General features: G+C 49.3%; 14 protein-coding genes. 3 read left to right on the top strand and 11 right to left on the bottom strand.

The genetic code is table 11. From position 1 onward, the window contains the following. Positions 1-38: 38 nt before the first annotated feature. From DQG23_RS02890 to DQG23_RS02870, 5 genes are all read right to left on the bottom strand, one after another. Positions 39-2,105, bottom strand: coding sequence for a glycosyl hydrolase family 28-related protein (locus tag DQG23_RS02890; RefSeq protein WP_158560268.1), 2,067 nt, complete (start codon positions 2,103-2,105; stop codon positions 39-41). Between the two features lie 23 nt (positions 2,106-2,128). Next, a complete protein-coding gene (locus tag DQG23_RS02885) occupies positions 2,129-4,084 on the bottom strand; it encodes a family 10 glycosylhydrolase (protein WP_113029265.1) in 1,956 nt (651 codons plus the stop codon). Positions 4,085-4,115: 31 nt separating this feature from the next. Continuing rightward, on the bottom strand, positions 4,116-4,994 hold the full coding sequence (locus DQG23_RS02880; protein ID WP_113029264.1) for a carbohydrate ABC transporter permease: 879 nt from the start codon (positions 4,992-4,994) through the stop codon (positions 4,116-4,118). Between the two features lie 146 nt (positions 4,995-5,140). Next, complete coding sequence (locus tag DQG23_RS02875; protein WP_113029572.1) at positions 5,141-6,040, bottom strand: ABC transporter permease; 900 nt, start codon at positions 6,038-6,040, stop codon at positions 5,141-5,143. Between the two features lie 62 nt (positions 6,041-6,102). Then, complete coding sequence (locus tag DQG23_RS02870) at positions 6,103-7,779, bottom strand: extracellular solute-binding protein (RefSeq protein ID WP_158560267.1); 1,677 nt, start codon at positions 7,777-7,779, stop codon at positions 6,103-6,105. A gap of 371 nt (positions 7,780-8,150) precedes the next feature. Here DQG23_RS02870 and DQG23_RS02865 point away from each other — a divergent pair, with 371 nt between their 5' ends. Together DQG23_RS02865 and DQG23_RS02860 are read left to right on the top strand one after the other, a co-directional pair. Beyond that, positions 8,151-10,409: an AraC family transcriptional regulator gene (locus DQG23_RS02865; RefSeq protein WP_113029262.1), complete on the top strand. Its 2,259-nt coding sequence runs from the start codon at positions 8,151-8,153 to the stop codon at positions 10,407-10,409. A gap of 188 nt (positions 10,410-10,597) precedes the next feature. Then, positions 10,598-10,891 (top strand): RNA polymerase alpha subunit C-terminal domain-containing protein, encoded by a 294-nt coding sequence (locus tag DQG23_RS02860; RefSeq protein ID WP_113029571.1) that lies wholly within the window; start codon positions 10,598-10,600, stop codon positions 10,889-10,891. A gap of 40 nt (positions 10,892-10,931) precedes the next feature. On the opposite strand, the gene DQG23_RS02855 is transcribed toward DQG23_RS02860, so the two are convergent. The 6 genes from DQG23_RS02855 to DQG23_RS02830 all read right to left on the bottom strand — a co-directional run bounded on the left by DQG23_RS02855 (position 10,932) and on the right by DQG23_RS02830 (position 22,200). Further along, positions 10,932-11,987 carry an NAD(P)/FAD-dependent oxidoreductase gene (locus tag DQG23_RS02855; protein WP_113029261.1) on the bottom strand — a complete coding sequence of 352 codons (1,056 nt, stop codon included), beginning with the start codon at positions 11,985-11,987 and terminating at the stop codon, positions 10,932-10,934. 239 nt (positions 11,988-12,226) lie between these two features. Continuing rightward, entirely contained in the window at positions 12,227-12,652 is a 426-nt protein-coding gene (locus DQG23_RS02850; RefSeq protein ID WP_146762240.1) for a hypothetical protein, read from the bottom strand. A gap of 58 nt (positions 12,653-12,710) precedes the next feature. Next, positions 12,711-13,595 carry a carbohydrate ABC transporter permease gene (locus DQG23_RS02845; RefSeq protein WP_113029570.1) on the bottom strand — a complete coding sequence of 295 codons (885 nt, stop codon included), beginning with the start codon at positions 13,593-13,595 and terminating at the stop codon, positions 12,711-12,713. Positions 13,596-13,617: 22 nt separating this feature from the next. After that, positions 13,618-14,511 carry an ABC transporter permease gene (locus tag DQG23_RS02840; protein ID WP_113029259.1) on the bottom strand — a complete coding sequence of 298 codons (894 nt, stop codon included), beginning with the start codon at positions 14,509-14,511 and terminating at the stop codon, positions 13,618-13,620. Between the two features lie 85 nt (positions 14,512-14,596). After that, entirely contained in the window at positions 14,597-14,878 is a 282-nt protein-coding gene (locus tag DQG23_RS02835) for a hypothetical protein (protein ID WP_113029258.1), read from the bottom strand. Between the two features lie 50 nt (positions 14,879-14,928). Next, the gene (locus DQG23_RS02830; RefSeq protein WP_158560266.1) at positions 14,929-22,200 is read right to left on the bottom strand and encodes a DUF2341 domain-containing protein; all 7,272 of its coding nucleotides are present in this window, start codon (positions 22,198-22,200) and stop codon (positions 14,929-14,931) included. 324 nt (positions 22,201-22,524) lie between these two features. Here DQG23_RS02830 and DQG23_RS02825 point away from each other — a divergent pair, with 324 nt between their 5' ends. Beyond that, positions 22,525-24,771 (top strand): helix-turn-helix domain-containing protein, encoded by a 2,247-nt coding sequence (locus tag DQG23_RS02825; protein ID WP_158560265.1) that lies wholly within the window; start codon positions 22,525-22,527, stop codon positions 24,769-24,771. Positions 24,772-24,901 lie beyond the last annotated feature (130 nt).

Genomic DNA, 24,901 nt, shown 5'->3' with positions numbered 1-24,901 from the left:
AGCCCATTACACTTGTAGAATGGATTGGACCAACACCGTTATTTGATAAATATGCCGAATTGTTCCCCGGCCGCGTTCTTCTTGACCGTATAACAGTAGGCGTCGGTTACCGTATTGCCCGCTTGCGAGCAAAAAAAGCTCAGCTTGCGGCCGGTTCCGGCAATGGAAGTGCCGTCGACCGCGAAAAACACAGCTGTAAACGCGTTCAAGCTATCATTCAGCTTGATCATAGGCGGTATCGTTTTTAGCACGGTGCCGGAGCCGTCCGCAATCTTGATTCCGACAAAATTGGCCGCATTCATCGTTTTTTTCATGATTGCTCCCACAATGAAAATCTCGTCCGACTGGATGGCGATCGGGATCGCCTTCGCAGGAGATTCGGTCATGAATTCGGAATATTTTCGCGGACCGAGCGGAGTCGCTAGATCGACGCCATATTGGTTAAAATCGATTTTGCCTTGCGCCGTTACCGGAACAGCACTTTCGAGATTATCGCGCAGAAAACCGAAGTCGACGGAAAACCCGCAGAAATCGCCCAAAGCTTGAAATATCGTCGCCTTCGCATTCCCGCTGTCCACCGTAAACCGCTGTACGCCGGAAACGCACGTCTTGATCTCCGCCGTGTTTGCGATATCGTATCTCGTGACGATACAATTGTTAAGCACGATCTGCGCATTGGTGAGCACGTGGTAGAAATTGTCGCTGATATCGATCGTCGAAACGATTTCCTTTAAACCGTCCGCATCCTGATCTCTTCCGAGCGAATGAAACTCGATAATCGAATCCCGGTTGGCTTCGAAATAATTGCTTCGAATCGTCCCGCTCGCCACGTTCGAGTAAATAACGATGGGATTCGGCTGTCCTTCCAGCAGATTTCCCTCGATGCGGAATTGTCCTTCCAGACTTCCCATGTACCCATAGGTGGGATCCTGAACGAGATCGAACTTGATTCTGCCGCCCTGCTCGGACACGTTGTTGATGAAATTGAAATTGGTCACGCCGGCATAAGCGTCGCTATAAACGGAATAATACTCTCCCCAAAATTCGCTCGAAGCGAAATAGGAGTTCGTTATATTCAACGTCCCGATGCCGAACAGCCCGTTCGCCCAAATCGCTTTCTTGAACTTGAAGAACCGGCAGTTGTCGATTACACAGGGCCTTGGCGGCGCTCCGAGCGTCGGCGACTGCGGCTCCGTCACTTTGACCGCCGCAAATGGACCGTTCAGATAACTGCGGAAAAAGCAGTTCCCGATATGAAAGCCGAAGTAGCCGACAAAAGGCTGCGTATGCTTGATGACGAATAGCGACTCGATCCCCTTGCCCGTCAAATAGCCGGTATCGATATGAATTTTGTAGCCGGACGGATTATCGCCGATAACGACAGCGGCAAATTTTGCATGGGTGCTGCCTTCCAAGCGAAAGTTGCCGTCGAATACATTCACCTCGTGCTCAAACAAAAAGTTCCGATGATTCAGCTTCATGGTGCTTACGCCCGTCTGGCTCATAGCGAGCAAACACTCTTCGAACGCCAAGGAGCTGTCCGTCCCCGTCACAACCGGAAGGCTGGCATTCGTCTCGTCTACGTTAGCGTCTCCGACCGCCCCGAACCATTCGGGAAGCCAGTACTCAAGGGAGCGGAAGCCTTGGAACTGGACTTGCAGCGTCCCGGAATTACGAATGTACGGAAAATCGAATACCCGGTAAGGACCTGCAATAAAACTGCCGTAACACGCGATCGTGCATGGCGCTTGCGGACGGAGCACCGCTCCGTTCTGAACGATCAATTCCACCTGAGCGGGGATCGTCAGGCTGCCGATCTTGTAATTGCCATTCGGAATGATGACGGTCAAGCCCGCCGATGCGTTCAAGACGTTCTGAATCGCCACCGTATCGTCGGCGACTCCGTCACCGACCGCTCCATGGTCCTGAACATTGATAAACAGATCCGGCATGGAGGCCGCCTTTACCTCTTTTTCCTTGGCATAGCCGACATGACTTGCGCTCATCAGCCCTTCGGCTGCGATAGCTGCGCCTGCCATTCCAAATGCTCCCAGAAGCTTTCTTCTGCTGATCGGCGCATCGCCCTTACGTTCATGATCCGTCATTTGCATTTCCTCCCTTAATCGAGCTATTGACAGTCTATGACGACCATCTGGTGGCAATCGATAACCGGAACCTTATAACGGATCACTGCGCCTTCTTGTTCGTAAGAAAGCTCCTCCAGCTGCGGCGCCAAGTAAACCCGGCTCACGCGTTCGGTCAATTTCAGCGAAACCTCAACATCGTAAATTGGAGTAATATCCTCGATAATTTCCATTTCTTTGCCGCGCTTGACCGGGTAAGCGTATATAAGATGGTTCACGTACCGCGAATGATCCGGTTGATGCTGCAGCGAAACGACACCGAGGGAAGGCAAGCTCGTTACGAGCGTTTTGCGGGAGCCCAGCAGCAAATCAAGCGCATGCAGGATCGTCTCTTTCACGAACAGACTGGCGTTCTCGCCATAGTCGAGAAACGCGTTCCAGGCCAGGTATATACCGTTCGCGCTTTCGACCATGCCTGGTCCCGCATTATTGCGGCAGTTCGGCGTGTGAGTGAAATAATATTCATTCGCGTCGCGGTTGAAGTAAGGATCCTCCCTGACGCCTAGTTCGGTACCGCCTGCGCCGAGCTCGACCTTCTGCCCCTGCGCATAAAAAACGAATGACCCTTCGCCCAAGCTGCGCGTCGCAAAATAAGGTCTGAAAAAGTCGGGCTGGAACGGATTCGCGCCGATCCAGGTTACGCCAAGGTCGATCGCAAACGCATCTCCGGCTTCGTTCAGTCCCGATTCGCCGGTAGCCAGCACCTTGCCGCCGTTCTCGAAATACCGCTCTAATTTAACGGCGAGCTTTGGCGTGATTCTTACTTTATCCGGCAAAACGACGACTTTGTAGGCGGCGAAATCGGAATCCGTATCGATGAAATCGAACAGGACGTTCCCTTCCTGCAAAATGCGGTACGCGCCGATATCGGTCCTCCCCATCCTTTCTTCCGAAGGACCGAGCGATTCGACGGCGAGGACGGCAACATCCGCGACATTTTCAACGCCTGTGCACCAAGACTCCTTCGCCTCCACTTCCCGGTATGCGTCTCCGACCGACTTGTAGACGATCGGATCCATAATGCCGTCCGGATGAAGATGGTCTCCGACCGAGCAGCGCGTTCCATGCGCCAGACAGAGAGCAGCTTCGAAGCGGAATGAGTTCGGATGCTTGTAGCCTCCGAATTCGCCCCAGTTTTTGTTAAAGCGTCCCGTCATCCCGACGATATTTTTCTCGATCTGCTGCAAGTACCTTGCCGAAATCGGAAAGTAGTCGTAGCCCCATCCGCCTGATGGGAGCGATTCGACCTCCAGATGGCTGTTCATCGCAGCGATATCTCTGCGTCCGCAGCGAATGCCGCTGTTATGGAAAACCGCCATATCGGGCTTGATCTCCCGCACCCGCTCGTTCACCTGTGCCGTGTAGTTGGCATAAACCCGCTCCGCAAGCTCCATGACGGCTTTCTCGTCGCGCGGATCCTTGCCTTCCGCCCGCAGCGTCATCCGGCAATTATGGCAGTAGCACGCCTTCGGATACACGATATCCAGAAAAATGCCGTCCGCATCGTAGCCGGAAACGACCTCTTCGATTTGCTGAGTAATACGCTCCAGGTAAGGCGAATGGAAGCAAAAGACATGCAGACCGGGTTCTTTGAAGCCCGCATCCCAAGTCGTCCGGTCATTCTCGTCGCGCATCAGCCACTCGGGATGGCGTCTTGCAAGCTGCTCGTCTAACCCGACATTGATGTAAACCGGCGTTCTCACGCCGATTTCGTGGGCAGCATCGATCATTTCGGCGAGCAGGTCGAACTGCAGAGCGGGATGCTTATCGAACTTCTTCGTATTGTAGTAGGCCCACCCATGAAAACATTTGGCGAAAATCGTGATCGAGTCTACATTCCCAAGCTGCAGCATGTCCTGAAACTGCTTCTTGGAAAATCGGGTGCCGATCGGCACATTCTCGTGGTTATGAAAATCGAGATGAATCTGCCTGAATCTCATCTGTTATCTCCCTCCGAATATGACGCATTGCTTATTCTTTAACGCTTCCGAGCACAATGCCTTTCATAAAGTACTTTTGCAGGAACGGATATACCACAAGCACAGGCAAAGCGCCCATAAATATTTGTGCCGCTTTTACCGTTCTGTCCGATATTTGCCGCAGCGCCTCCGAGTTCAGGTCTGTCAGCGTCGAGAAATCCTTCTGGATCACGATCGTCTGCAAATAGCTTTGCAGCGGATAATGCTCAGGCGAGTTCATAAAAATCAAGCCGTCGAACCAGCTGTTCCAATGACCGACCATCGTCAGAAGCAGAAGCGTGGCCAAAGCCGGCGTCGACAAAGGCAGGAATATTCGGAATAACGTCGTGAAATGCCCGGCCCCGTCGATAAATGCGGCCTCCTCCAGCTCCTTCGGCAGCCCTCTGAAAAAGTTAAGCAGCAAAATGACGCTGAATACCGGCACCGCTCCGGGGATGACAAGAGCCCAAATCGAATCGAGCAATCCGGTCGCCTTAATCATCATGTAATACGGGATTAGTCCCCCGCTGAACAAAATCGTGATGACGAAAGTCCAGACATACCAAGTTCGCGATTTGAACTTGGTCGACTCCTTGGAAAGCGGATACGCAAGCAGAACGATCATCAGCATATTAACCGTCGTGCCGAGAATAACCCGCTTCACGGAAACAAGCAGCGAACGAATGAATTCTTCCTTGCCTAGCACGTAAGAATAAGACGTCGTATTGAAGTCTACCGGCCAAAGCTTGACGATCCCTGCGGATGCCGCATGGTTCGCGCTAAGCGATACGGCGAAAACATGAACGAGTGGCAGCAAGCAAAGCACGGCCAGCAGTGACAGGAACGTGTAATTGAATAGATTAAAGCCGATTCTCCAGCCGGATGCCCGCATCGTATCTCCTCCTTTCTCTAATTCCCCACAAAGTGACGCCAACCTCCGATGCGTATTCCGAGTACTTTGCGGGGAGCCCCGACATTATTCCCCACACAGTGACGCAGGCCTTCGAAGCTTATTCCGAGTACTTTGCGTGGAGACCACTAAAAAATCCGGTAATTTGCAAAACGGTATGCCATGAAATAGGCGACCGAGATCAGCACGAACGAAACGAGCGAATTGAGCAGACCGATCGCCGTAGCCGGACTGTACTGGGCGCTAATCAGCCCCATCCGGTACACGTAGGTGTCGATAATATCGCCGCTCTCGTAAACCTGCGGATTATACAAGTTGAATACTTGATCGAACCCGGCGTTCAAAATGCTGCCTAAGCTGAGCGTCGCTAACAGCACGATGATCGGCCGCATCCCCGGAAGCGTGATATGCCACGTTTGGCGCAGCCGCCCGGCTCCGTCGACAATGGCCGCTTCATAGAGCGACGGATTGATGCTCGTCAACGCCGCCAAATAGATGATCGTGCTGAAGCCGAACTCTTTCCACTCGTTCGTAGCTACTAACACATAAGGAAACCAATCGTTGCTGCCGAGAAAATAGATCGGCTTGAAGCCGAAAAAGCCGATGAGCGAATTGACGATGCCGACGGAAGGAGACAGCAGATCGATCAATACGCCGCCGAGAATCGTCCATGACAAAAAATGAGGCAAGTAAATGAGCGTTTGAATGCTGCGCTTGACGAATTTGGTCATAATTTCATTGAGCAGCAAAGCGATCGTAATCGGGACGATCAATCCTGCGGCAATTTTCATCAACGCGATAAAAATCGTATTTTTCAACACCTCAAGCGTATCCGGCAAGCTCAAGACATATCGGAAATTTTTGAGACCGACCCATTCGGAGCCGAAAAAACCTTTAGCCGGTATATACTTCTGGAAAGCGATCACAATGCCGAACATCGGGCCGTAGCTGAATATAAGCACAATGAGCAGGCCCGGCAAGATCATCAAGTGCAGCGGCCAATTCGCCAGCTTCTTACGAAGGCGCATTCTCCCGTGGAGTGGAGAAGGAAGAAGAGGAAGCGATTCCTCTTCTCCGCCCGTCAACCGGCTTACTTGGTCGTTTTGTACCATTCGTTAATGTCCTTAATAATTTCGTCGCCCCCCTGCTTCTTCCATTGCTCCACGTATTTGTCGAACTCGTCGATGGATGATTGGCCCAAAATGATTTTCGTCATCGTCTCGAACTCCATTTTGCCCAGCGCTACCCCTTTCTCGATCATCGACGGCAGCGGAGTTGTAATGAACTCGTTGTTGATGTACAAATCATTTTTACGGTATTGGTCGGCAACCGACATGGATCCGCCTTTATTGAAAATTAAATTCCAGCCCCAATTGCTGAGATCGCCTGTCTGGAATTTTTGAATTTTCTCGTACACGCCTTTGTCCTCGGGCGTCAGCTTCGACATATCCTTCGTATCGAACGCCTCGATAATGCGCAAGCTTTCGTCGACGTTCTTGAACGATTTGTAAGCGGATACGGCATTGAGCAGCCAAACCTGGTTGCTGTCGACAGGCGACGTATTGAACTCTTTATAGATGTCGTCCGATTTGTTGTCGTAGAACGTTTTCAGCCAGAAGTCCATCATTTTGAGCACGGCTTCGGGATTTTTAACCCCTTTCTTCACGACCCAGTAGCCGCCTACGCCGAGCTCGACCTGGGATTTTGCCGGCTTGCCGTCCACCGACATGAGCGGAAACGCTTTCCATTCCATCGACGGATCCTTGTCCTTAGCCGCTTGCAGCGGATATAAACCGGCATACGGCCCGTTATAAAACATGCCGATTTTGCCGTTCGCGATCGACTCGTATACTTTGGTCATATTTTTTGCGCCGAATTCGGGATCGATTTGCCCCGCTTTGAACATCTCCTGCAGCTTCTTAAAGGCGTTTTTCATTTCCGGTTGAATTGTGCTGTACGTCAAGTTGCCGCTAGCATCCTTTACGTTAATGCCCCAGTACGCGTGGTAGCTGTTCAAAAAGCCGATCAGGATCCCAAAATCCTTATCGATGGCTAGTCCGTACGTGTCGTTTTTGCCGTTGCCGTCAGGATCCTTCGTCGTGAACGCTTCGCTGATGGCCAGCAAATCATCCATCGTTTTGGGCTCCGGCAAATTCAGCTTCTTCAGCCAATCCGTCCGGATATAAACCATCTGCGAGCCTTCTTTGGTCGGCGAAGTGAACGGGATCGCCATTAACTTGCCGTTAATGGTGGCCGACTTTAATGCCATGTCGCCGCCCTCGGTCATCAGCTTTTTGACACCCTCGCTCGCATGCTTGTTGTAGGCTTCGGTCATGTCGGCAAGTAAATCCGCTTCTGCCAGCTGCTTGAACTGCGTCGCATTCACTTGGAAGAAGTCGGGAATATCTCCGGAAGCGATCGTCAGGTTCATTTTTTGCTCCAGCTGAGTCGGATCGACCGCCCAAAGCGTCTTCAGCTTGATGCCGTATTCCTTCTCGTATGCGCGGGTCCATACGTTATTCTCAATGGAATCGCCATTCGCAAATTTGACTGTCGGCTGCTGCGCCCGTACGGTCGTCAGCGTGATCGGCGGATCGTACTTCCCGTCCTTCATCCCGTTCGCCGATCCGCTATCCTGCGGCTTGGCGCTTTCTTGCGGCTTGACGGATTGCTGAGGCTGTTCCTTATCTCCGCTGCCGCTGCAACCAGCAATGGCGATCGAAAGTGCGGACAGAAGCGCTACTGATGTGAGTCCGGCTTTTTTCATTTCATGCATCCCCCTCCAAATGTTTGTACCTGAATCGGCAAGCTGACCGTCGGAGCCGCTTGCATTTGTAGCGTAACCGCAGTTTCCGCCGCTGAAAAGCTTCCGTTTCCGCCGATTTATTCCGTTTCGGCCCTTTATGCCGGAAAATATCCGTGATTGAATAAATAATCGGAAATTGGATGTTCCCCCTAAGCCGCAAAATCGTCTATTATTGAAGCAAGGATAAACGGCTTCGATATCCTAAACGCTTTCGAAGAAAGCGACTTCGTAAGCATAAGTTAAGGGCAGGCGCGTTTAACGGGAAATCGAACTATCCGCGGAAATATACTTTCTGAGATTTCAAGAAGATAACTATACAGGGGGTGCCGGTGGTGATAAACGGTTTGCGGGTCAAACGGAACTCGTTGTTTACGAAGCTTCTTCTCGGTTTTATCGTCATCATTGTCATTTCCTTTATTTTCAACGCGTTGTCTTTCAAATTTTTTACCGGGAGCATTCGCGAAGAAGTGATCATGTATAACAAATCGAATATGAGCAATACCGTATCCAAATACGAAGAGCATTTTCAATTGATGGAAGAAGTGGCCATGTCTTTTTATAACAACAGGAATGTAACCGTTCTCAGCCGGGACAAAACCAACATCTTCGCCATGAACGACTTGGCGCTTGAGTTTTCGACGCTTGTCACGAACTATAAAAATCTCGGCTTGGATAATATGTTTCTCTATAACGGCCGCCATTCCTTCCTGGTCGACAAAAGCGGACTGATGAAAGAAGACGATATGTTCGCTAAGCAGTACATCAGCCCCGAGTACGACGCCGCTTTCTGGGCGAAGCAATTCGATGAGGATTACAGCATGCGTATTTTTCCTGCGGCGGATTTTACAAGAAAAATGTTTAACGGATCCATCGAGCCTGCCGGCAAGCTGTTCCCGGTTATCATTAAGAGCAAGCTGCAAAAGCAGTACTATATCGCCGCTCTGCTTGACGCCTCCGCTATCTACCATAAATATCATTTGTCGGTTTCCGACTTTTTCTATATGGCTGACGGCAGCGGGAACCTGTATTACAGCTCTGGTACGCAAGGGCAAACGGTATCTCCGCAGTCGTTCGACGCAACCGGGCATTATTATACGAAGAACGATAACTATTACTTCTACGCCAAGGGCGAGAAATCCGGCTTGACATACGTCAATGTGATCCCAAACCAGAACATCGCTTCCAAGATTTCTCGCCTTAGCGCGATTCTCGTCTTGCTGCTTGCTATTTCGATCGTGCTGAGTCTCCTTATATCCGTACTGCTCAGCATCAGATTCAAGAGTCCGATCCAGAAGATTATCGATTCCATGTATAAAATGAATCCGAACATTCAGCTCGGCAGCAAAATCAACGAATTCAACGCGATCGTCGATAATCTGCGGACCATCATTGCCTCCAACCGGAGCATCCATAAGGATCTGCAGAACAAAAATACGCTGCTTAAAAAATACGGCTACTGGAACAAGGTAAAAAGCATCCCGATCGGAAGCCGCGACGTGCAAAATTTGATCGATACGTCCAGGCCCTATTTTTTCGTCATGTTCCATATCCATTTCACTCGCCGTTTTCATGAGCTCATTACCGAGGAGCAGAAAAAGTCCCACATTCTCGAATTTATTCAATTAAATATTCAGCAGGCGTTCCCGCAATCGGAGACGGTGCAGTCGGAAAAGGATTTGATTTTCTCGATCGTGTTTGCGGATCCTGACGCTTCCGGCGACTTGCGCAACGTGCTGGACAGTATGAAGCATGTGTTTGACACCGACAGCGAGTATTATTATGTAACGATCGCATTCAACCCGATTCAGTACAGCCCCAGCGGTTTTACGGCAGCTTATGACGAGGCGCGCGAGATGGTAAGCCGGCGCAAACTGAACGACGAAACGCAGATCATTACGGATAACACCGATCAGCAGCCGGATTTTCATTTGACGCCGTCCGAGGAAAAGGAATTTACCGCGCATCTCGCGGCAGGCAACGAAGCGGATATTATGCAGATGATCGGCCGGATGATGAGCCGGCTCCGGGCGAACGGTACGGCCGAGCAATACAGGCAGCTGGCGAATGAGGTCGTATCCAAAACGCTGCTGGCGCTTTTGCTGCAAAATATTAATGCGGGGGATTTGCAAGAGGAGCTGTCGCCTTATGAGCAAATCAAAGAGTTTGTTTCGGAAGAGCAATTCGATGACTTCTTCAGAAGCTTGATCCGTTATGCGGTCACCCTCATGTACGAAAAAAGAATGGAAAAGGACACGATAATCGACTACGTGCTGGCTTATATGGAGCAGCATTACGGGGATGACATCGGCCCGGACGACGTTGCGGAGAAGCTGAATTTGTCGAGCGGCTACATGTGCAAATACATCAAGAACAAAACCGGAAAAACGTTCGGCGACTGCCTGGACGACATCCGGATCATGAAAGCCAAGCAAATCCTGGAGGCGACCGATTGCAAAATCCATGAAGTTGCCGTTCAAGTCGGCTATCAGAACGCCAATTCGTTCACGCGAATGTTTCGCAGATTGACCGGCGTTACTCCGGGCGAATACAGACGGGAGAAGCGAGTCGTTATCGCCGCCGACATACAGTAAACGGAGCCTCACGGCTCCGTTTGCTTTTTCCGATATTAACTTATGACTGCTTGTTTGAATATTCCAACACCGTTATTCCCGATGAGGCGGCTGTTGATGTCATCCAATCGCTGATATTTGCCATCGGCGAACATTCGTTCTATACTGAATACATTGATCATAATCCCAATGCGAAGGAGAAATCTCGAATGCCGGCTTCAAATAAAACGTTGAGAACATGTGCCAATGGACATCAATACTATAAAAGCAGCGATTGTCCGACCTGCCCGGTCTGCGAGCAGGAACATAGGCCTGAGAACGGATTTTTATCGCTTCTTTCGGCGCCGGCAAGACGAGCGTTGGAGCATCAAGGAATCACTTCTCTTCAGAAGCTTTCAGCCTATAGCGAGAAGGAAATTATGAAATTCCACGGTATGGGACCCGCATCTTTACCTAAACTTAGGACGGCTTTGGAGGAAAACGGGTTATCGTTCAAAAGCTGAACGCCGGTCGGCAAGCGCCCGTCCGCGCTTAGAAGCTCTTCTATTTCGTATACAAATGCTTCATAATCTCACGATTCTTTTGTGCGAACAGCTCGTTATGCGAAGAAACCATGCCGTGACCGTAAGCATCGGGCGTTATAAATTGCTTCGCTTTATTTACGGCGTTCGCCGCGTCCTGAAAGGCGCCCGCAATCAAATGAAGCTTGCCGTCATGATGCAAAATATCGCCGGCCGCGTACAACCCCGGTACGGATGTCTCGCTCATCGCGCTGCCTGCCACGTTGTATTCATTCTCCATCTTGATCGACAGCCGGCTGTTCTCAATCAGTTCTCTCTCCCGGTCGTAGCCGTGATTGATAATGACTTCGTCGACTTCCAGGACGATTTCTCTGTTGTCTTCGACTTGGTTCAGCACGACTTTTTCGATGCTTTCATGATCCGCGGCGGCGACCAGCTTTTCGATTGTCGTACTGAACAAGCATTCGACCGAGCTATTGTAGAGCTTCGTAATATCCGCTTCATGGCCTTTCATCTCTTCCTTCGGCTTCCTGTAGGTCAAATATACCTGTTTGGCAATCGGCTCCAGCTCGTTGGCCCAGTCGATCGCCGCATTTCCGCCGCCGGAAATCAGAACGGTTTTCCCTCTAAAACGCGCCAGCGATTTGATCGTATAATGCAGATTGGTCACTTCAAACCGTTCGGCGCCGTCGATCGTTAATTTGGTCGGCTTCAAGATGCCGTAACCTGTCGCGAGAATGACCGTTCTGGAATAATGCTTCTGAGCGGATGCCGTCTCCAGGACGAAAATCCCGTTATCGTCTTTCGTGATCGCCGTCACTTTTTCTCCCAGCACGACCTCCGGGTCGAACGTCTTGCCTTGCGCAACCAACTGCTCGATCAGCTGCTCGCCGGGAACCGGCGTTAGTCCTCCAACGTCCCAAATCATTTTTTCCGGGTAAACATGAACCTTGCCGCCCAGAAACGGCTGAAACTCGATGATTTTCGTCGACAATTCGCGCAATCCGCTATAAAATGCGGCAAACAACCCCGCAGGGCCGCCGCCGATAATCGTAACATCTAAAATACTCTTACTCATGTCGTAGTCTCCTTGCCATTATGTTTTGGATTTTGCATTTCCTTGACTAAAACGTCAATAAAAACAGGATTCGTTAATGCAATATCGTATGTATGATGAAATGGCTGCTGCGAAGCGAGCATCATTTGCAACCGGGAATTATCCTGCCTCAATCATCCTTTATACGGAATCAAGCAATAGTCCGCCTTGCATCCAGAGCTTTCACCGAGATATTCGTACCTTTCCCCATATGAAACACGCTAAACAGCTTCGGTTGGTAGCAGATATCGTTCAAAATCACCTCCGTATTTCCTTCCGCGAGATAAACGAATGCGCTGGACGGCACCGTATAACCGCGTATCCCCTTCATCAACGAACAAACTTGCGAAGCGAATGTCCATCACCTGCAGATGACTGTTCTTAAAAATAATCATAGGACTGTCGTAATGAAAACCATTGCTTCCTCCCGCTCTTATTCCTGCGCTCCACGTTGCTTCCTGGAAAAGTTTGTATCGGATAAGGTTGATAATGATTATCATTATTATACTATGAAAATAAATTTTTAAAAGCGTTTTTGATAAATCGTCAAATTTCTGTTTCTTTCCCGGCACACTCGGATCAAAAAGTAAAAAAAACCGCCATCCAAGGCGGTTTGCTGCAGCATGACCATAAACCGTTTTATTCATCAACCGGGACAGCACTGAATCCCGCCCAACCCTTTGTAAAACCAGGCGCTGCCGTCGCTTATTCCTTCACGCTGCCCAATACAAGTCCCTTCATAAAAAAACGCTGAAGAAACGGATATACGGCCAAGATCGGCAAAGCGCCCACAAAAATCTGTGCGGCTCTCGCCGTACGATCCGATACGTTGGACAATACCTGCAAGTCTTGCGACGAGAGCAAATCCATATTCACGCCGACGATCACCTTCTGCAAAAAGCTGGCAAGCGGATAATGATCAGGCGAGTTCATCAAAATAATTCCGTCAAACCAGGAATTCCAATGTCCTACAATCGTGAACAGCCCTACCGTAGCCAAAGCAGGAAGCGATAGAGGCGCGTAGATGCGCCACAATATCACCCAATAGCCGGCGCCATCCATAAACGCCGATTCCTCCAGCTCTTTGGGCAAGCCGCGAAAAAAATTCAACAGCAATATGACGCTGAAAACCGGCACGGCGCCCGGTAAAACAAGCGCCCAAATCGTGTCGATCAAACCCAAATATTTAATCGTCATATACCACGGAATAAGTCCCCCGCTGAACAAAATCGACATCACGAAAAACCATGCATAACCGGAACGGAATTTCAAGCTTGCCGGTTCTTTGGACAATGGAAAAGCCGTTACAAGGATGAGCAGCATACTAATTGCAGTGCCCAATGCCACGCGTTCGAGTGAAATGAACATCGCTTTCATAAATTTTTCGTTGGATAATATAAAAGAATAGGACTTTCCCGTTACATGGACAGGCCATAATGTCACTAATCCCGCAGATGCAGCGCCGCTGCCGCTGAATGAAACGGCTAGTATATGAACCAAGGGCAGCACGCAAAGAAGCGATAGCGAAATAAGAAATGTATAGTTAACTATTTGAAACAAACTGAAGCCCCAAGAAAGCCGAAATCGCATATGCATGCCGAGAACCCCTTCTTCAATAAATCCTGTATCTTACAAGCTTATAAGCAAGGAAATACGCCATGGAAATAAAAACGAACGAAATGACGGATTTAAACACGCCTGCGGCGGTTGCGAGCCCGTATTGAAAATCGATCAAGCCCATCCGAAACACCATCGTATCGAGAATATCGCCGCTTTCATAAACGACAGGACTGTACAAATTGTAAATTTGATCGAAGCCGGCATTTAAGATCTGACCCAGGCTGAGCGTTGCAAGCAATACGATGATCGGTCTCATGCCTGGCAGCGTTATATGCCACATTTGCCGGAAGCGATTGGCGCCGTCGATTACGGACGCTTCATATAAAGACGGGTTGATGCTCGTAATAGCCGCCAAATATACGATCGTATTAAAGCCAAACTCCTTCCAGACATCCGTAACGACGATGACATACGGGAACCAGCTGTTATTGCCTAGAAAAAAAATCGGTTCCATCCGGAATATGGTAAGCGTTTGATTGACGATTCCGTTTGTCGGCGACAGAATATCGATCATAATGCCGCTAAGTATGACCCACGACATGAAATGAGGCAAATAAACCAGTGTCTGAATCCAGCGTTTTACCATTTGCATGCTGACTTCATTCAGCATCAGAGCGATCGCGATCGGGAAGAGCTGTCCGGTGACGATTTTCATCGCGGCAATGAAAACGGTGTTGCGAAGCACGATATAAAAGTCAGGCAGGTCGAATAAAAACCGAAAATTGTCCAGGCCGATCCACTCCGAGCCGAACACGCCTTTCAACGGCACGAAATTTTGAAAAGCGATGACGATGCCGGCCATCGGAACGTAACTGAATAGCAGCACCAGCACAATTCCGGGAACCAGCATGAAGTGCAGCGGAAGTTGTCTCTTGACTCTATTCATCGTTCTCACACCTACTTATATAATTCCAAAAACGGAAGGGAGGCGATCTTCTGCCTCCCTCCGGCTTTTGTTATTTGTAAATGATTTATTGCTTCCCCGCCCACTCGTTTACTTCTTTGGTGATTTGATCCCCCCCGAGCTTATGCCAATTCGCCACGAACGTATCGAATTCGTCGACCTTCGATTCTCCCATAATAATTTTCGTGAAGGTTTCCATCATCATCTTCTCGAGGATTGCGCCTTTCTCGCTCATTGTTTTGGTCGGCGTTCCGAAAAACTCCTGCGATTGAATCAAGCCGTTATTCAGCTTGTCGATCACATAAGGCCAAGCGCTTACTTTGCCATACTTGCCTTCTTCTCGGAACATGGAAGTATCCCCTCAATTCACACCCACGCAATCGAACGGCGACTCTCAACTTAATCGCGGAGCTTGGCATACAGCCTGTAAATGACAGCTGCGCTCTCCGCACGATTCGTTTTGCCGTCCGGGACAAACATGCCGCTGCCGCGGCCTTCCATATCGAGAAGCCCTAAAGCGACGGCATCTAAAACGGAAGCTCTGGCCCACTCGCTTATTAGCTCGGCATCTGTGTACGCCGGTAACGTCACTGTGGAATCGTTACTATTCATATTCTTCGCATAACGATAAGCTCTGATTAGCATAACCGCCATTTCTTCCCGGGTAACGGCTCGCTCGGGCTCAAAATGCGTGCCGTCAATACCGTTTACCAAGCCGTTCTCCACGGCGGCGGCAATCGAATCAGCATACCATGCCTCGTTATCGATATCTTCAAACGTCTGACTCGAAGCTGTTTTCAAGCTCAAAACTCTTACGAGAAGCGCTGTAAATTCCGCCCGTGTCACTTGCTGCTCAGGTGCAAACCGCAAGTCGTCGATGCCTTCCACTAAATGCTTAGCGCTTAAAACACGAACGATCGCTGCCGCCCAATGCTCGGCAGGGACATCTTCATACGTTATATCGTACTCGATAACTGCGTATCGCCCCGGAATATACAGCTCCGTTTCGAGCATCCCGTCCTTGATCGTTCCGCCGGCGAATTCAAGCTCATTATCAACACCGATAGAATAAATTCCGAGCAGATCCTGGTTGTTTGAAGCCTGTATCGGAAAGCCGATTCGCATCGGCATCTCCAGTCCGTCAACGATTCGTTTGCTTCCGTCCTTCATGACCAGTGAAAATGTTAGCTGCAGCAAATCTCCAGTAAAGGATATACTCGCTTTCTCTTTTAATGCGATTCCGTCCTTAATCCCCCTCGCTTCTTTCGACTCGATGGGACGTGCTTCCAACTGGATTCGCGCATCGTTTTGATCTTCGATCGATAGCCGATCTGCCAACTGCCGCAGTAGCTCCACCGGCAATGACAATACGATCTTACCCAAAACGACTTCTAATGAATTTCCCCCGGTCAAATCCCCCGCAGTTATCGGAAGTCTGATGCCGAACTTGCCCTCCGGCAATACGATCGATATTTTGCCGCCGCTAGAAGGCCGTAAATCTTTCGCCGACAGTTCAAGCCAGTCCGAAGGCGCTAGCGCCGACGCAGGCTTAGTACCCGACGGTTCGCCGGAAATCGCCGGTTCGGTTACACGAAGGTTGTGGATGATGGATCGTTCGCCGAAAGTAACCGTAATCGCTGCATGACCCGGCTTCAACGCTCGAATTAATCCCGATGACGAAACGCTTGCAATTTCGGGATCGCTGCTCGCATACGCGGCGCTCGGCGTGATGTCCGCTGTTGTTCCATCGCTGTATACCGATTCTACCTGCAACTGTTGGGTACTGCCGACGCTCATCGAAGCCGGAGGGGAACGAAGCGACAAATGTTGCAGGATCGGAATTACCGTAAGAGGAACGGATGCACGATGCGTACCGTAGACAGCTTCAATTACGGTACTTCCCGGCTGCATCGCCGATATAACACCCGACAATGAAACGGCGGCAACGTCCGGATTGCTGCTGACAAACGACGAGTAAACGGTGACTGTAACCGTGCTGCTGTCACGTTGCATCATAAGCACTTCCGCCTGACCGGTTTCCCCTTGCAGCATGGAAAGCGGCAATCCGGTTATAGCGATGGAATCGTCATCAGGCACCTCGCTGTTCAAAGATTCCTCCACGCCAACCGAGGCTGCAATCGGCATAGGATCAGCGGTATCCTGAATGATCAGCCCATCGAGATATACATTCGTTCCGGCCAAAGTTGAGCTTTCGGATGAAACATGAAAATAATTGATAATGTTTTCGTCATGATAATAACCGATCGTACCTTTACTGATGCCGTCTACGATTATTTCCGCCACGTTCGTATCCGTATTGAAGCTAATTTCGATATCATGCCATTCATTTAGCGACAAGTATGCGGCTACAGGCAACTGGGTCCACTCGCCGGAAGATTCCCGGTATTGCAGCGAACCGTCCGGCGCGGCATATAGCGCGAACATGGTGCCTGGCGCATCCAATCCGCGGGAGTAGCTTTCCTTTAACGAGGCAACAAATCCGCTAGTCAGACTTTCTGCGTAAAGCTTAAATTTCACCCTTCCCTTCCGAATGCCGGTGCCGAAGCTTCGGGTACTCTCCGTTAGCGCATAAGTAGTCGTATCCTTCAGCTGAAGCGACCCCGCGCCGGAATATTTACGGGAATAGTTAACGTTGACGCCGTTCGATAGCTTCCACCAATAATTGTTATTCAAATCCGGGGATTCGAAATCGCTGAAGCCTCCGCTGCTTCTGTACAGCCACCTGTCAAAATCCTCGATTCGCGTATCGACCCAATCGTTATATTTATGGGCATATGACAGCGTCACGCTTCCGTCCGCCGCCATTCCGAAATCGGGTTGACTGAACAATAGTTGACCCTCTGGCGAAAGATAAGGCGTACGTGCCATTACATCCCTATACCCTTGCCAACTGTTCGTATCGTCCGACGAATAAGCCAGATTGAGCGGCGTTCGATAATAAGAAGCCGTTCCGAATGCGTTATTCCCCGCCCACAACAGTAAAATATCGTCATTATGCTTCATCGTCGCCGGCAATGTGTTCGTGGCATACACGATCGAATCGGCGGCTGTGCTCCACGTTCTCCCGTTGTCAGCAGATACGCTTTCACCGAAGCGGTATATACCTTGCGTTTGAGCACGGAAGTACAGCTTTAGTCTCCCGTCGGACAACTGGATGACCGACGGCTCCGTCGCCCCTGCTTCGTAGCCGCTGCCGGATATTTCAATATCGCTTGCGCTTTTGGCCCATGTCAATCCTTGATCCGTCGAATACATGACAGAAACACGGGAAGCTCCGTCATCGGTATACACATAATGAAACGGCAGTACGATATCGCCGTTGGCAAGCTCGATCGGGTTCGAGATCGTCCCGTTGTATCCCCATCCCGTATTAATCTTCATCGGAACCGACCACGTCTCCCCGGAATCGGACGAGCGAGTAACGTACAAATCGGTCCAGCATTCCGACAAACAATTCGTCTGTTGATATTTGCCGATTTGAACGAACGGAATAATAATGTCCCCGTTAGACAACACGACAAGCGAACCCATATTTTCCGTTCCACCAAGATCCGCGACAAGCGATTTCTGTTCCCATGTTTGGCCGTGATCAAAGGACTTGCGAATATAGACGTTGCGATCCTGATTGAAAGCTTCAAGGAATGACCCGTCCTTCAATAATGCGGACTTCGTTTGCCCTGCTGCTTTCGGCATCGGCGTAACCGTCTTATTGCCGTATTCTACCTGGAACGTATTCAACCCGTCCGATACGGAATCCGCACTGGCATTGCCGTAATACATATAAATCTCTATGCTGCCCGCCGCAGGCAAAAACGGAATGCGTACGTAAAATCCGCCGTCGGCCGCATAATAATACAGCTCCTTTCCTGTGCTGTCGGCAAATCTGACGTCAGCTTTGGTCGGAGACATCTTTCCTTCGGCAATTAATACCGGGACGGAGAGCTCCGTTTCGCTGATAAATACCGGACGGTCGTAAACCGCTTCGGAAACCGTATTTACCGTTTGAACGGCTTTACGGAACCGCCATTCTTCATTGCCGCCGAATGTCCAGCGGCCTGCCGGCATATTCCGAACCGCCATTATCCGCTGCAAATTTCCTCCGCGCGGCGAGAAGGTCGGCTCTCCGATATCGAAGTGCTGATGAACTTTAACATATCTCGCCGTCGCAGAGAAGTTGTACAGTACGGTTTGGTAATCCTTTTGTTTGATATCCCAATCTTCCAGCTTCGTATACGTTACATTATCGCTGCTCACATAAACGCTCAAATCGGTTTTTCGCAGCCGAGTTTCGTTATCCTTGTCATAGAGAACGATCTGATTGAAAACGGACTCGCTGCCGAGGTCGGCGGCTACGCTGTTCAGTGTAGTGTCAAATATGAATTCGCCGGTATATCCCCAATCGGATACAGCCCCCTTGCCAGGTGCGGCATCGTTTCGCAAATAACCTATCGCGGATGGCAGCACGTTACCGTCTTCGTTCGGTAAGCCTGTCAATTGAAATGCTCTTACATCTTTCTGCAATTGGTTAAGTGTCAAGCTCGCTGCATCATCGCTTGTATTGCTATGTAGCTTAATGTAACGAGCCTTGATGCCGGCAAACTCAAAAATGTGCACCATCCTGCCATTGACCGGAACGGATTGATAACTCCAATGGGGAATCGGGTGAAACATGACATTATCTTCGCTCGAATACAACGTGAAATGCATCCGATCCGCATCAATTGTTGCATCCGAATTCCACAACTCCAGCTTCGACACCGGTTTGCTGCTACCGAGATCTACACCAACGCTGCGGTTAAGAACATCGGCTTGGATTGCCGACTGCTCATTGCCCCATGCTTGTATCGCACCCGATATCGGGTCGATATCGCCGTCCGAATATCCGGCGGCGAGCGGCAGCCTCGTCTCGATCGGCGCCGAATAAGCGATGATGTCTGATTGCGGATCGGTTATCCGAAACGTGCCGATCGAGTCATTATATATTGTCGTTATTTTCAAATATCGGGCTTGAAGACCGGTAAAACGAAATGTATGATCTACCCCGCCGGACTCATACGCTTCCGATAACGACCAGTTCTCAACAGGGGTATACGAAATGTTGTCATCGCTTTGATAAACGAGGTAATCATCGCGGTTCAACCGCGTGCTTCCATTTACGCTTTTCAGCTGAAACGCGCCGATTGCTCTAATATGCTGCAGATCAATCCCAACGCTTCGTTTTTGTTCATCCAACATGATGCTTGACATTGTTCCCCAGTTGGCTAACGCCCCGCTTTCCGGATTTATGTCGGCTTCGCTATACCCCGCATTCATGTCTAACCTGGAAGTCAGCCGCTCCGTGAACACCATAATATCCTGCTGCGGATCAAGCAAATGGAACGTTCCGGCGTTATCGTTATAGGGCTGATGGATTTTCAAATAACGATATCCTGTCTGTCGGGGAAGTTCAACGCGATGGTACAAGTGCCCTTCACTAGTAAAAGCTCTGAACCCCACGTTTGGCAACTGTTCGTAGGAAATATTGTCCTTGCTTGCATATAACGTATAATCCGATTCCATCAATCTGGTGGCTCCGTCCGCATCCCGCCATTGAACGGCGTAAGCCTGTTTTATCGCACCCAGATCGACGCCGATGCTTCGAAGCGATTCATCCGCATAAACCGCCGAGGTTACGCCCCAATTCCCGATTGCGCCGGAAGCCGGCGACATATCATGATCCATATAACCGGCGATCATGGATGCGGGAATCTCGATGGAGGACGGAGCGGCGTCGGATGGAATATGATAAGCTTTCATATCGGTTTGCGGATTGGAAAGAATGAATGTCGCGCCAGTAGTGCCGGTATAGTCGGTTTTGATTTTCACATACTTGGCATCGAGACCTCCAGGAAAATCGATTGTATGGACTAGCCTGCCGTCTGCGACTCGCTTGGTGAAAATCCAATAATTGACCATCGTATACGTAATATTATCGCTGCTCGCATATATTTCATAATCGCTTCTTAGAACGCGGCTTGACGCATCGCTGTCTTTAAGCTCGATTCTCCCGAGCTTTTTGCCGTTACCGATATCGAGTGCTGCGCTCGTCCCATTGACATCCAAAGACAAAGCCGCTGTTTGGCCCCAACTGCTTACCGACCCCGTCACCGGGCTGGAATCGTTCAAAAGAAAACCATTCTTTGCCGCCGTTTCGGTTACAGGATACGAATCATCAAATGCACGATCGATAAAGACTCGAACGTCTTTTTGCAATTTGTTGAGCCCGAATGTGAACGCTGCATCGTTAAACAGGGAATGAATTTTTACATACCTGGCATCGACCCCTCCTTCGAATTCAAAGGTATGGACAAGCCGATTGTTTTTCGTATCGGATCGGAACGTCCAATCGGTTATCAACCGGTAGGAAGAATTGCTGTCGCTGACATATACCTCGTAATTCTCTTTCGTTTGTCGGGTCGACATGCTGTTGCTCCACAATTCCACTTTGGAAATATTGCGGATGCTTCCGACGTCGGCACCAACGCTTCTGAGCATATAATCAAGCCCGAATCCGCCTGTAACCGACCAGGATCCAAGCGGCAAGCTACCGTCGTCTCCAATGGCGACGTATCCCGTCTTCGAATTGATTTCAACAGCTCCACCTTCTCCGGGTTCGGGTTCTGGCTCGACTGGATCGTCCGGATCTCCCATGACAAAGATGCGAATCCCGTCCGCTTTCTCGATACCAAAGGTAAATGCATCGTCGGTATACAGTGAATGGATTTTGATAAACTTGGCGTCAACTCCTTCATCGAACTTGAACGTATGTACAATCCGGTTATTTCTCACATCGGTTTGAAAGGACCAATCCGTTATCAAACGGTAGGTCAAATTATCATCGCTGGCATATACCTCATACTTATCTTCCGTTTGCCGGGTGCTCGTAAACTTAGACTGATTCCATAATTCCACCTTTACGATATGACGGGCAGACGCGAAGCCGGCTCCGACGCTTCTCCCTCTGTAATCGAGCGCTGTGGCGGTCGAAGCATCCCAAGGCTGAAGCGGCTTGCTGCCGCCGTTATCGTTCAGTAAAACATATCCAAGCATCTTATTCATCGGTTCAAAGATCGGCTCTCCCGTCACAAATACTTTCAAACCGTCGGGTTTTTCAATAACGAAGGAAACGGTTTCTCCTGTGTGCAAGGAGTGAAATTTGATAAATCTCGCATCGACTCCGTCCCCGAACATAACGGTGTGAACGATCCGGCCGTTCCTAACTTCGGACTGAAACGTCCAATCATTGATTTGCCGATAGGCTGCATTGTCATCGCTTGCATAAACTTCATAATCCTCTTCTCTCTGCTTTGTCGCAACAGTCTTCGACCAATTCCACAATTCCACTTTGACGATACGGCGGACAGCTCCCAGATCGGCGCCGATACTTCTTGCCCTTACATCAAACCCAAATGCCGTAGGATCTTCCCATGATCGTAGAGGCAAGCTTCCTCCATGATCGTTCAAGGCCACGTAACCGATCTCCTTGTCCGTAATCTCTTGCACCTCTTCCGTATCCGCATGTACATATTGAGTCTGCAGCAGACCGGCAGGCATAAGTAAACATAAGGATATCAGCAATATCGAGATTTTTCTGAAGCTTTTCAGGAACATTCGACTATCCTCCCTCCAATTTTTCCTTCCTGTTCGTTTTAAATAATTCGGCCCAAATGCTCGCCGAATTTCCATTTTTCCGTCGCTAGCCATCACCCCTCCCCCTTTTTTAATGAATCCGCTTTCATGGTGATTGCGATTTCATCATACCTAAATCTGCGCTTTCGCTTGTACCCGCAATTTCACCTATCATACTCCGCATTGGCGAATAGCAAGAATTGAATAGATTCGGTTAAATTGCATAGCGTTCGCGTGCTGACGCATCCAACCGGTTGTGTTACAATGGGAATACAATTTTTTACATATGAAAAAGTGGTTGAGGAGATGGCACTTCTGAAAACGCTTCCTTCGTCGCTGCACAAAAATTCGCTTTTCACCAAGCTGTTGACGGGGTTCATCATGATTATCACTTTGCTGTTCTCATTCAATTTCTTTTCATTCCCCTACTTCAGCCGCAATGTCCAAAAGGAGATCATCGTAAACAATCAGCAAAATCTCTCTGCAACGGTTGAACGTTATGAGAATCATATCCTCATCGTCAAAGGAGCGATTACCCGGCTGTTTTCCAATGAAAAGGTCGTTTTGATGAACGAACTCGGCAACGGCACGAGATTCGATCCGGTCAATCAAATCGTCGACGAGATCAAAAGCATCCTGAGCAACGATCTGCTCTACTTGGATAACATTGTTCTGCAATTCCGCAAAAATGGCTTTATCATCGATAAGAACGGCACTAGCACCACCGGTAAGTACTTCACCAAAAACTATGCCAGCAAAGACTATGGCATTGAGTTCTGGGAGGAGCAGCTGGAGTTGGCTTACCCGATGAAAATCGGCAAACGATCCGAGTTCATCGACAAATTCAATGGACGAAGCAACGGCTCCTTCATCCCGATTATTTTCAAAAACGATAGTAACGCTCAATTGTTTATCGCGGTATTTCTTGATCCCGTCAAAATGCACAATGCCTTTCACAATTCCAATCAAAACCGTTTTTACGTAATAAACGACGACAAGCTGCCTTTGTTCGCTTCCCTGCCGGAACCGGTGCCCGATTTTCCGCTGTTGACGGAAATGGAAACGTATATCCAGGATGACGACTTGTATTATTTCTATAAAAAAGGGGCGTTAACAGGTCTCACCTACCTGGCCGTCATCCCGAACGGCAATATTGCGGCGCAAGTTTCGAGGATCATTTCCATTCTTGTTGTTTTTCTGGTAGCGGCCGTTGTGCTCAGCGTTGTCATTTCGGTCGTTTTCAGTATCAAATTCAACAATCCGATCCGGAAGATGATGCAGGCCTTGCAGCGCTTCCATCCGGTCGGACCGCTAAGCAGCAATATTCGCGAGTACAATTTCCTATATGACAATATCAAACGGATGATCCGTATCAATCGTGAAATTCACACGGACCTTGATCAGAAGAAACGTCAGTTGAAGAATCTGCATTATCTATACAAGCTGAAAAAAATTAATAACAACCTCGACTCGGACGATGAGGCGTTTCAGCCTTTTTATTTGATTGTCTTTCAACTTGCGATGACACCCCGGTATTATCAGCTTGTCGCCTCCGAGCAAGATCGGGCCTCTTATTTCATCAAGGAATTCGTCAGTATCGCGCTAGCCGATAAATTTGCAGATTCCGTCACGATGCAAATCGAGCAGGACCAAATATTGTCCCTAGTATTTGCCGATAACAACCAGGCGGAACGACTTATGGAGACGCTGCATGAGTTGAAACGGGTTTTTGACCAGGATGAAGAATATTGTTACTTGACGATTGCGATGCGTCCGCAGTTGTGTCATCCTGCTGAATTCGCAGAGGCGTACGGCGAAACATCCGCAATGGTACATAGACGGAAACCGAAACGCAGGACGCAAATTATCGCCCAGATGCCGCATGAGCCAAAAGACGCCAGCTTTACACCGGCCGAAGAGCAACAATTTCTCGTCCAGTTGCAAGCCGGCAATCGAAAAATCGCACTTGAGCTTGTATCCAGCATCCTGAACCGAATGAATAAAAACGAGGCTACTGCTGGCCAATATGTCGAGTTCGCTAAGGAGATCATCGCCAAGTCGCTCAAAACGCTCACCGCATTGGAGCTGGATATCAGTATGGTACTTGAGCTAAACGCTCCTTACCTGCGAATCAAGGAGTGTTTAACTCCTGACGAGTTCGAGGATTTTTGCAAGTGGTTCCTTACGGAAGCTCTTCTTATGATTCAGGATAGACAAGATGGAATTGATCCGGTCAAACAATTTATGACCGAGTATTTACATGAACATTGCGACGAAGACCTTTCGCTCGAAATGATGGCCGGTAAAATCAATATGTCCGCCAATTATTTTTCGAAATATTTCAAGGAGAAAATAGGCATGAACTTCACCGAATATTTGACCGAGCTCCGTATTCGGAAGGCGAAAAATTTGCTGGTGGAATCCGATCAAAAAATTCAGCACATCGCCGAACAGGTCGGGTATGTCAATGTCAATTCATTCATCAGAATGTTTAAAAAAGTGACGGGCACGACTCCCGGCGAATATAAGCGTATTCATCAATTGGGGAGATAACCCATTTAGCGGATATAAGGATAACCGGCTTCATATGGAATGCGCAATTCCGGCGAACTTGCTATAATGCAAATGAAGGTACGATCGGTTCCGTCGTTAGTTGCGGGCTGGACAGAATTAGGGGGAAGCA

It is taken from the genome of Paenibacillus contaminans, from assembly GCF_003285015.1.
GTDB lineage: Bacteria > Bacillota > Bacilli > Paenibacillales > NBRC-103111 > Paenibacillus_V > Paenibacillus_V contaminans.
Note: the sequence above shows the minus strand (reverse complement) of the source record. Positions and strands in the feature narration are given on the sequence as shown.

Excerpts from the sequence above, each read along its gene's own strand:
- DQG23_RS02890 (WP_158560268.1), bottom strand. The coding sequence starts at position 2,105 with ATGACGGATCATGAACGTAAGGGCGATGCGCCGATCAGCAGAAGAAAG.
- DQG23_RS02885 (WP_113029265.1), bottom strand. The coding sequence starts at position 4,084 with ATGAGATTCAGGCAGATTCATCTCGATTTTCATAACCACGAGAATGTG.
- DQG23_RS02880 (WP_113029264.1), bottom strand. The coding sequence starts at position 4,994 with ATGCGGGCATCCGGCTGGAGAATCGGCTTTAATCTATTCAATTACACG.
- DQG23_RS02875 (WP_113029572.1), bottom strand. The coding sequence starts at position 6,040 with ATGCGCCTTCGTAAGAAGCTGGCGAATTGGCCGCTGCACTTGATGATC.
- DQG23_RS02870 (WP_158560267.1), bottom strand. The coding sequence starts at position 7,779 with ATGAAAAAAGCCGGACTCACATCAGTAGCGCTTCTGTCCGCACTTTCG.
- DQG23_RS02860 (WP_113029571.1), top strand. The coding sequence starts at position 10,598 with ATGCCGGCTTCAAATAAAACGTTGAGAACATGTGCCAATGGACATCAA.
- DQG23_RS02855 (WP_113029261.1), bottom strand. The coding sequence starts at position 11,987 with ATGAGTAAGAGTATTTTAGATGTTACGATTATCGGCGGCGGCCCTGCG.
- DQG23_RS02850 (WP_146762240.1), bottom strand. The coding sequence starts at position 12,652 with ATGAATAAAACGGTTTATGGTCATGCTGCAGCAAACCGCCTTGGATGG.
- DQG23_RS02845 (WP_113029570.1), bottom strand. The coding sequence starts at position 13,595 with ATGCGATTTCGGCTTTCTTGGGGCTTCAGTTTGTTTCAAATAGTTAAC.
- DQG23_RS02840 (WP_113029259.1), bottom strand. The coding sequence starts at position 14,511 with ATGAATAGAGTCAAGAGACAACTTCCGCTGCACTTCATGCTGGTTCCC.
- DQG23_RS02835 (WP_113029258.1), bottom strand. The coding sequence starts at position 14,878 with ATGTTCCGAGAAGAAGGCAAGTATGGCAAAGTAAGCGCTTGGCCTTAT.
- DQG23_RS02830 (WP_158560266.1), bottom strand. The coding sequence starts at position 22,200 with ATGTTCCTGAAAAGCTTCAGAAAAATCTCGATATTGCTGATATCCTTA.
- DQG23_RS02825 (WP_158560265.1), top strand. The coding sequence starts at position 22,525 with ATGGCACTTCTGAAAACGCTTCCTTCGTCGCTGCACAAAAATTCGCTT.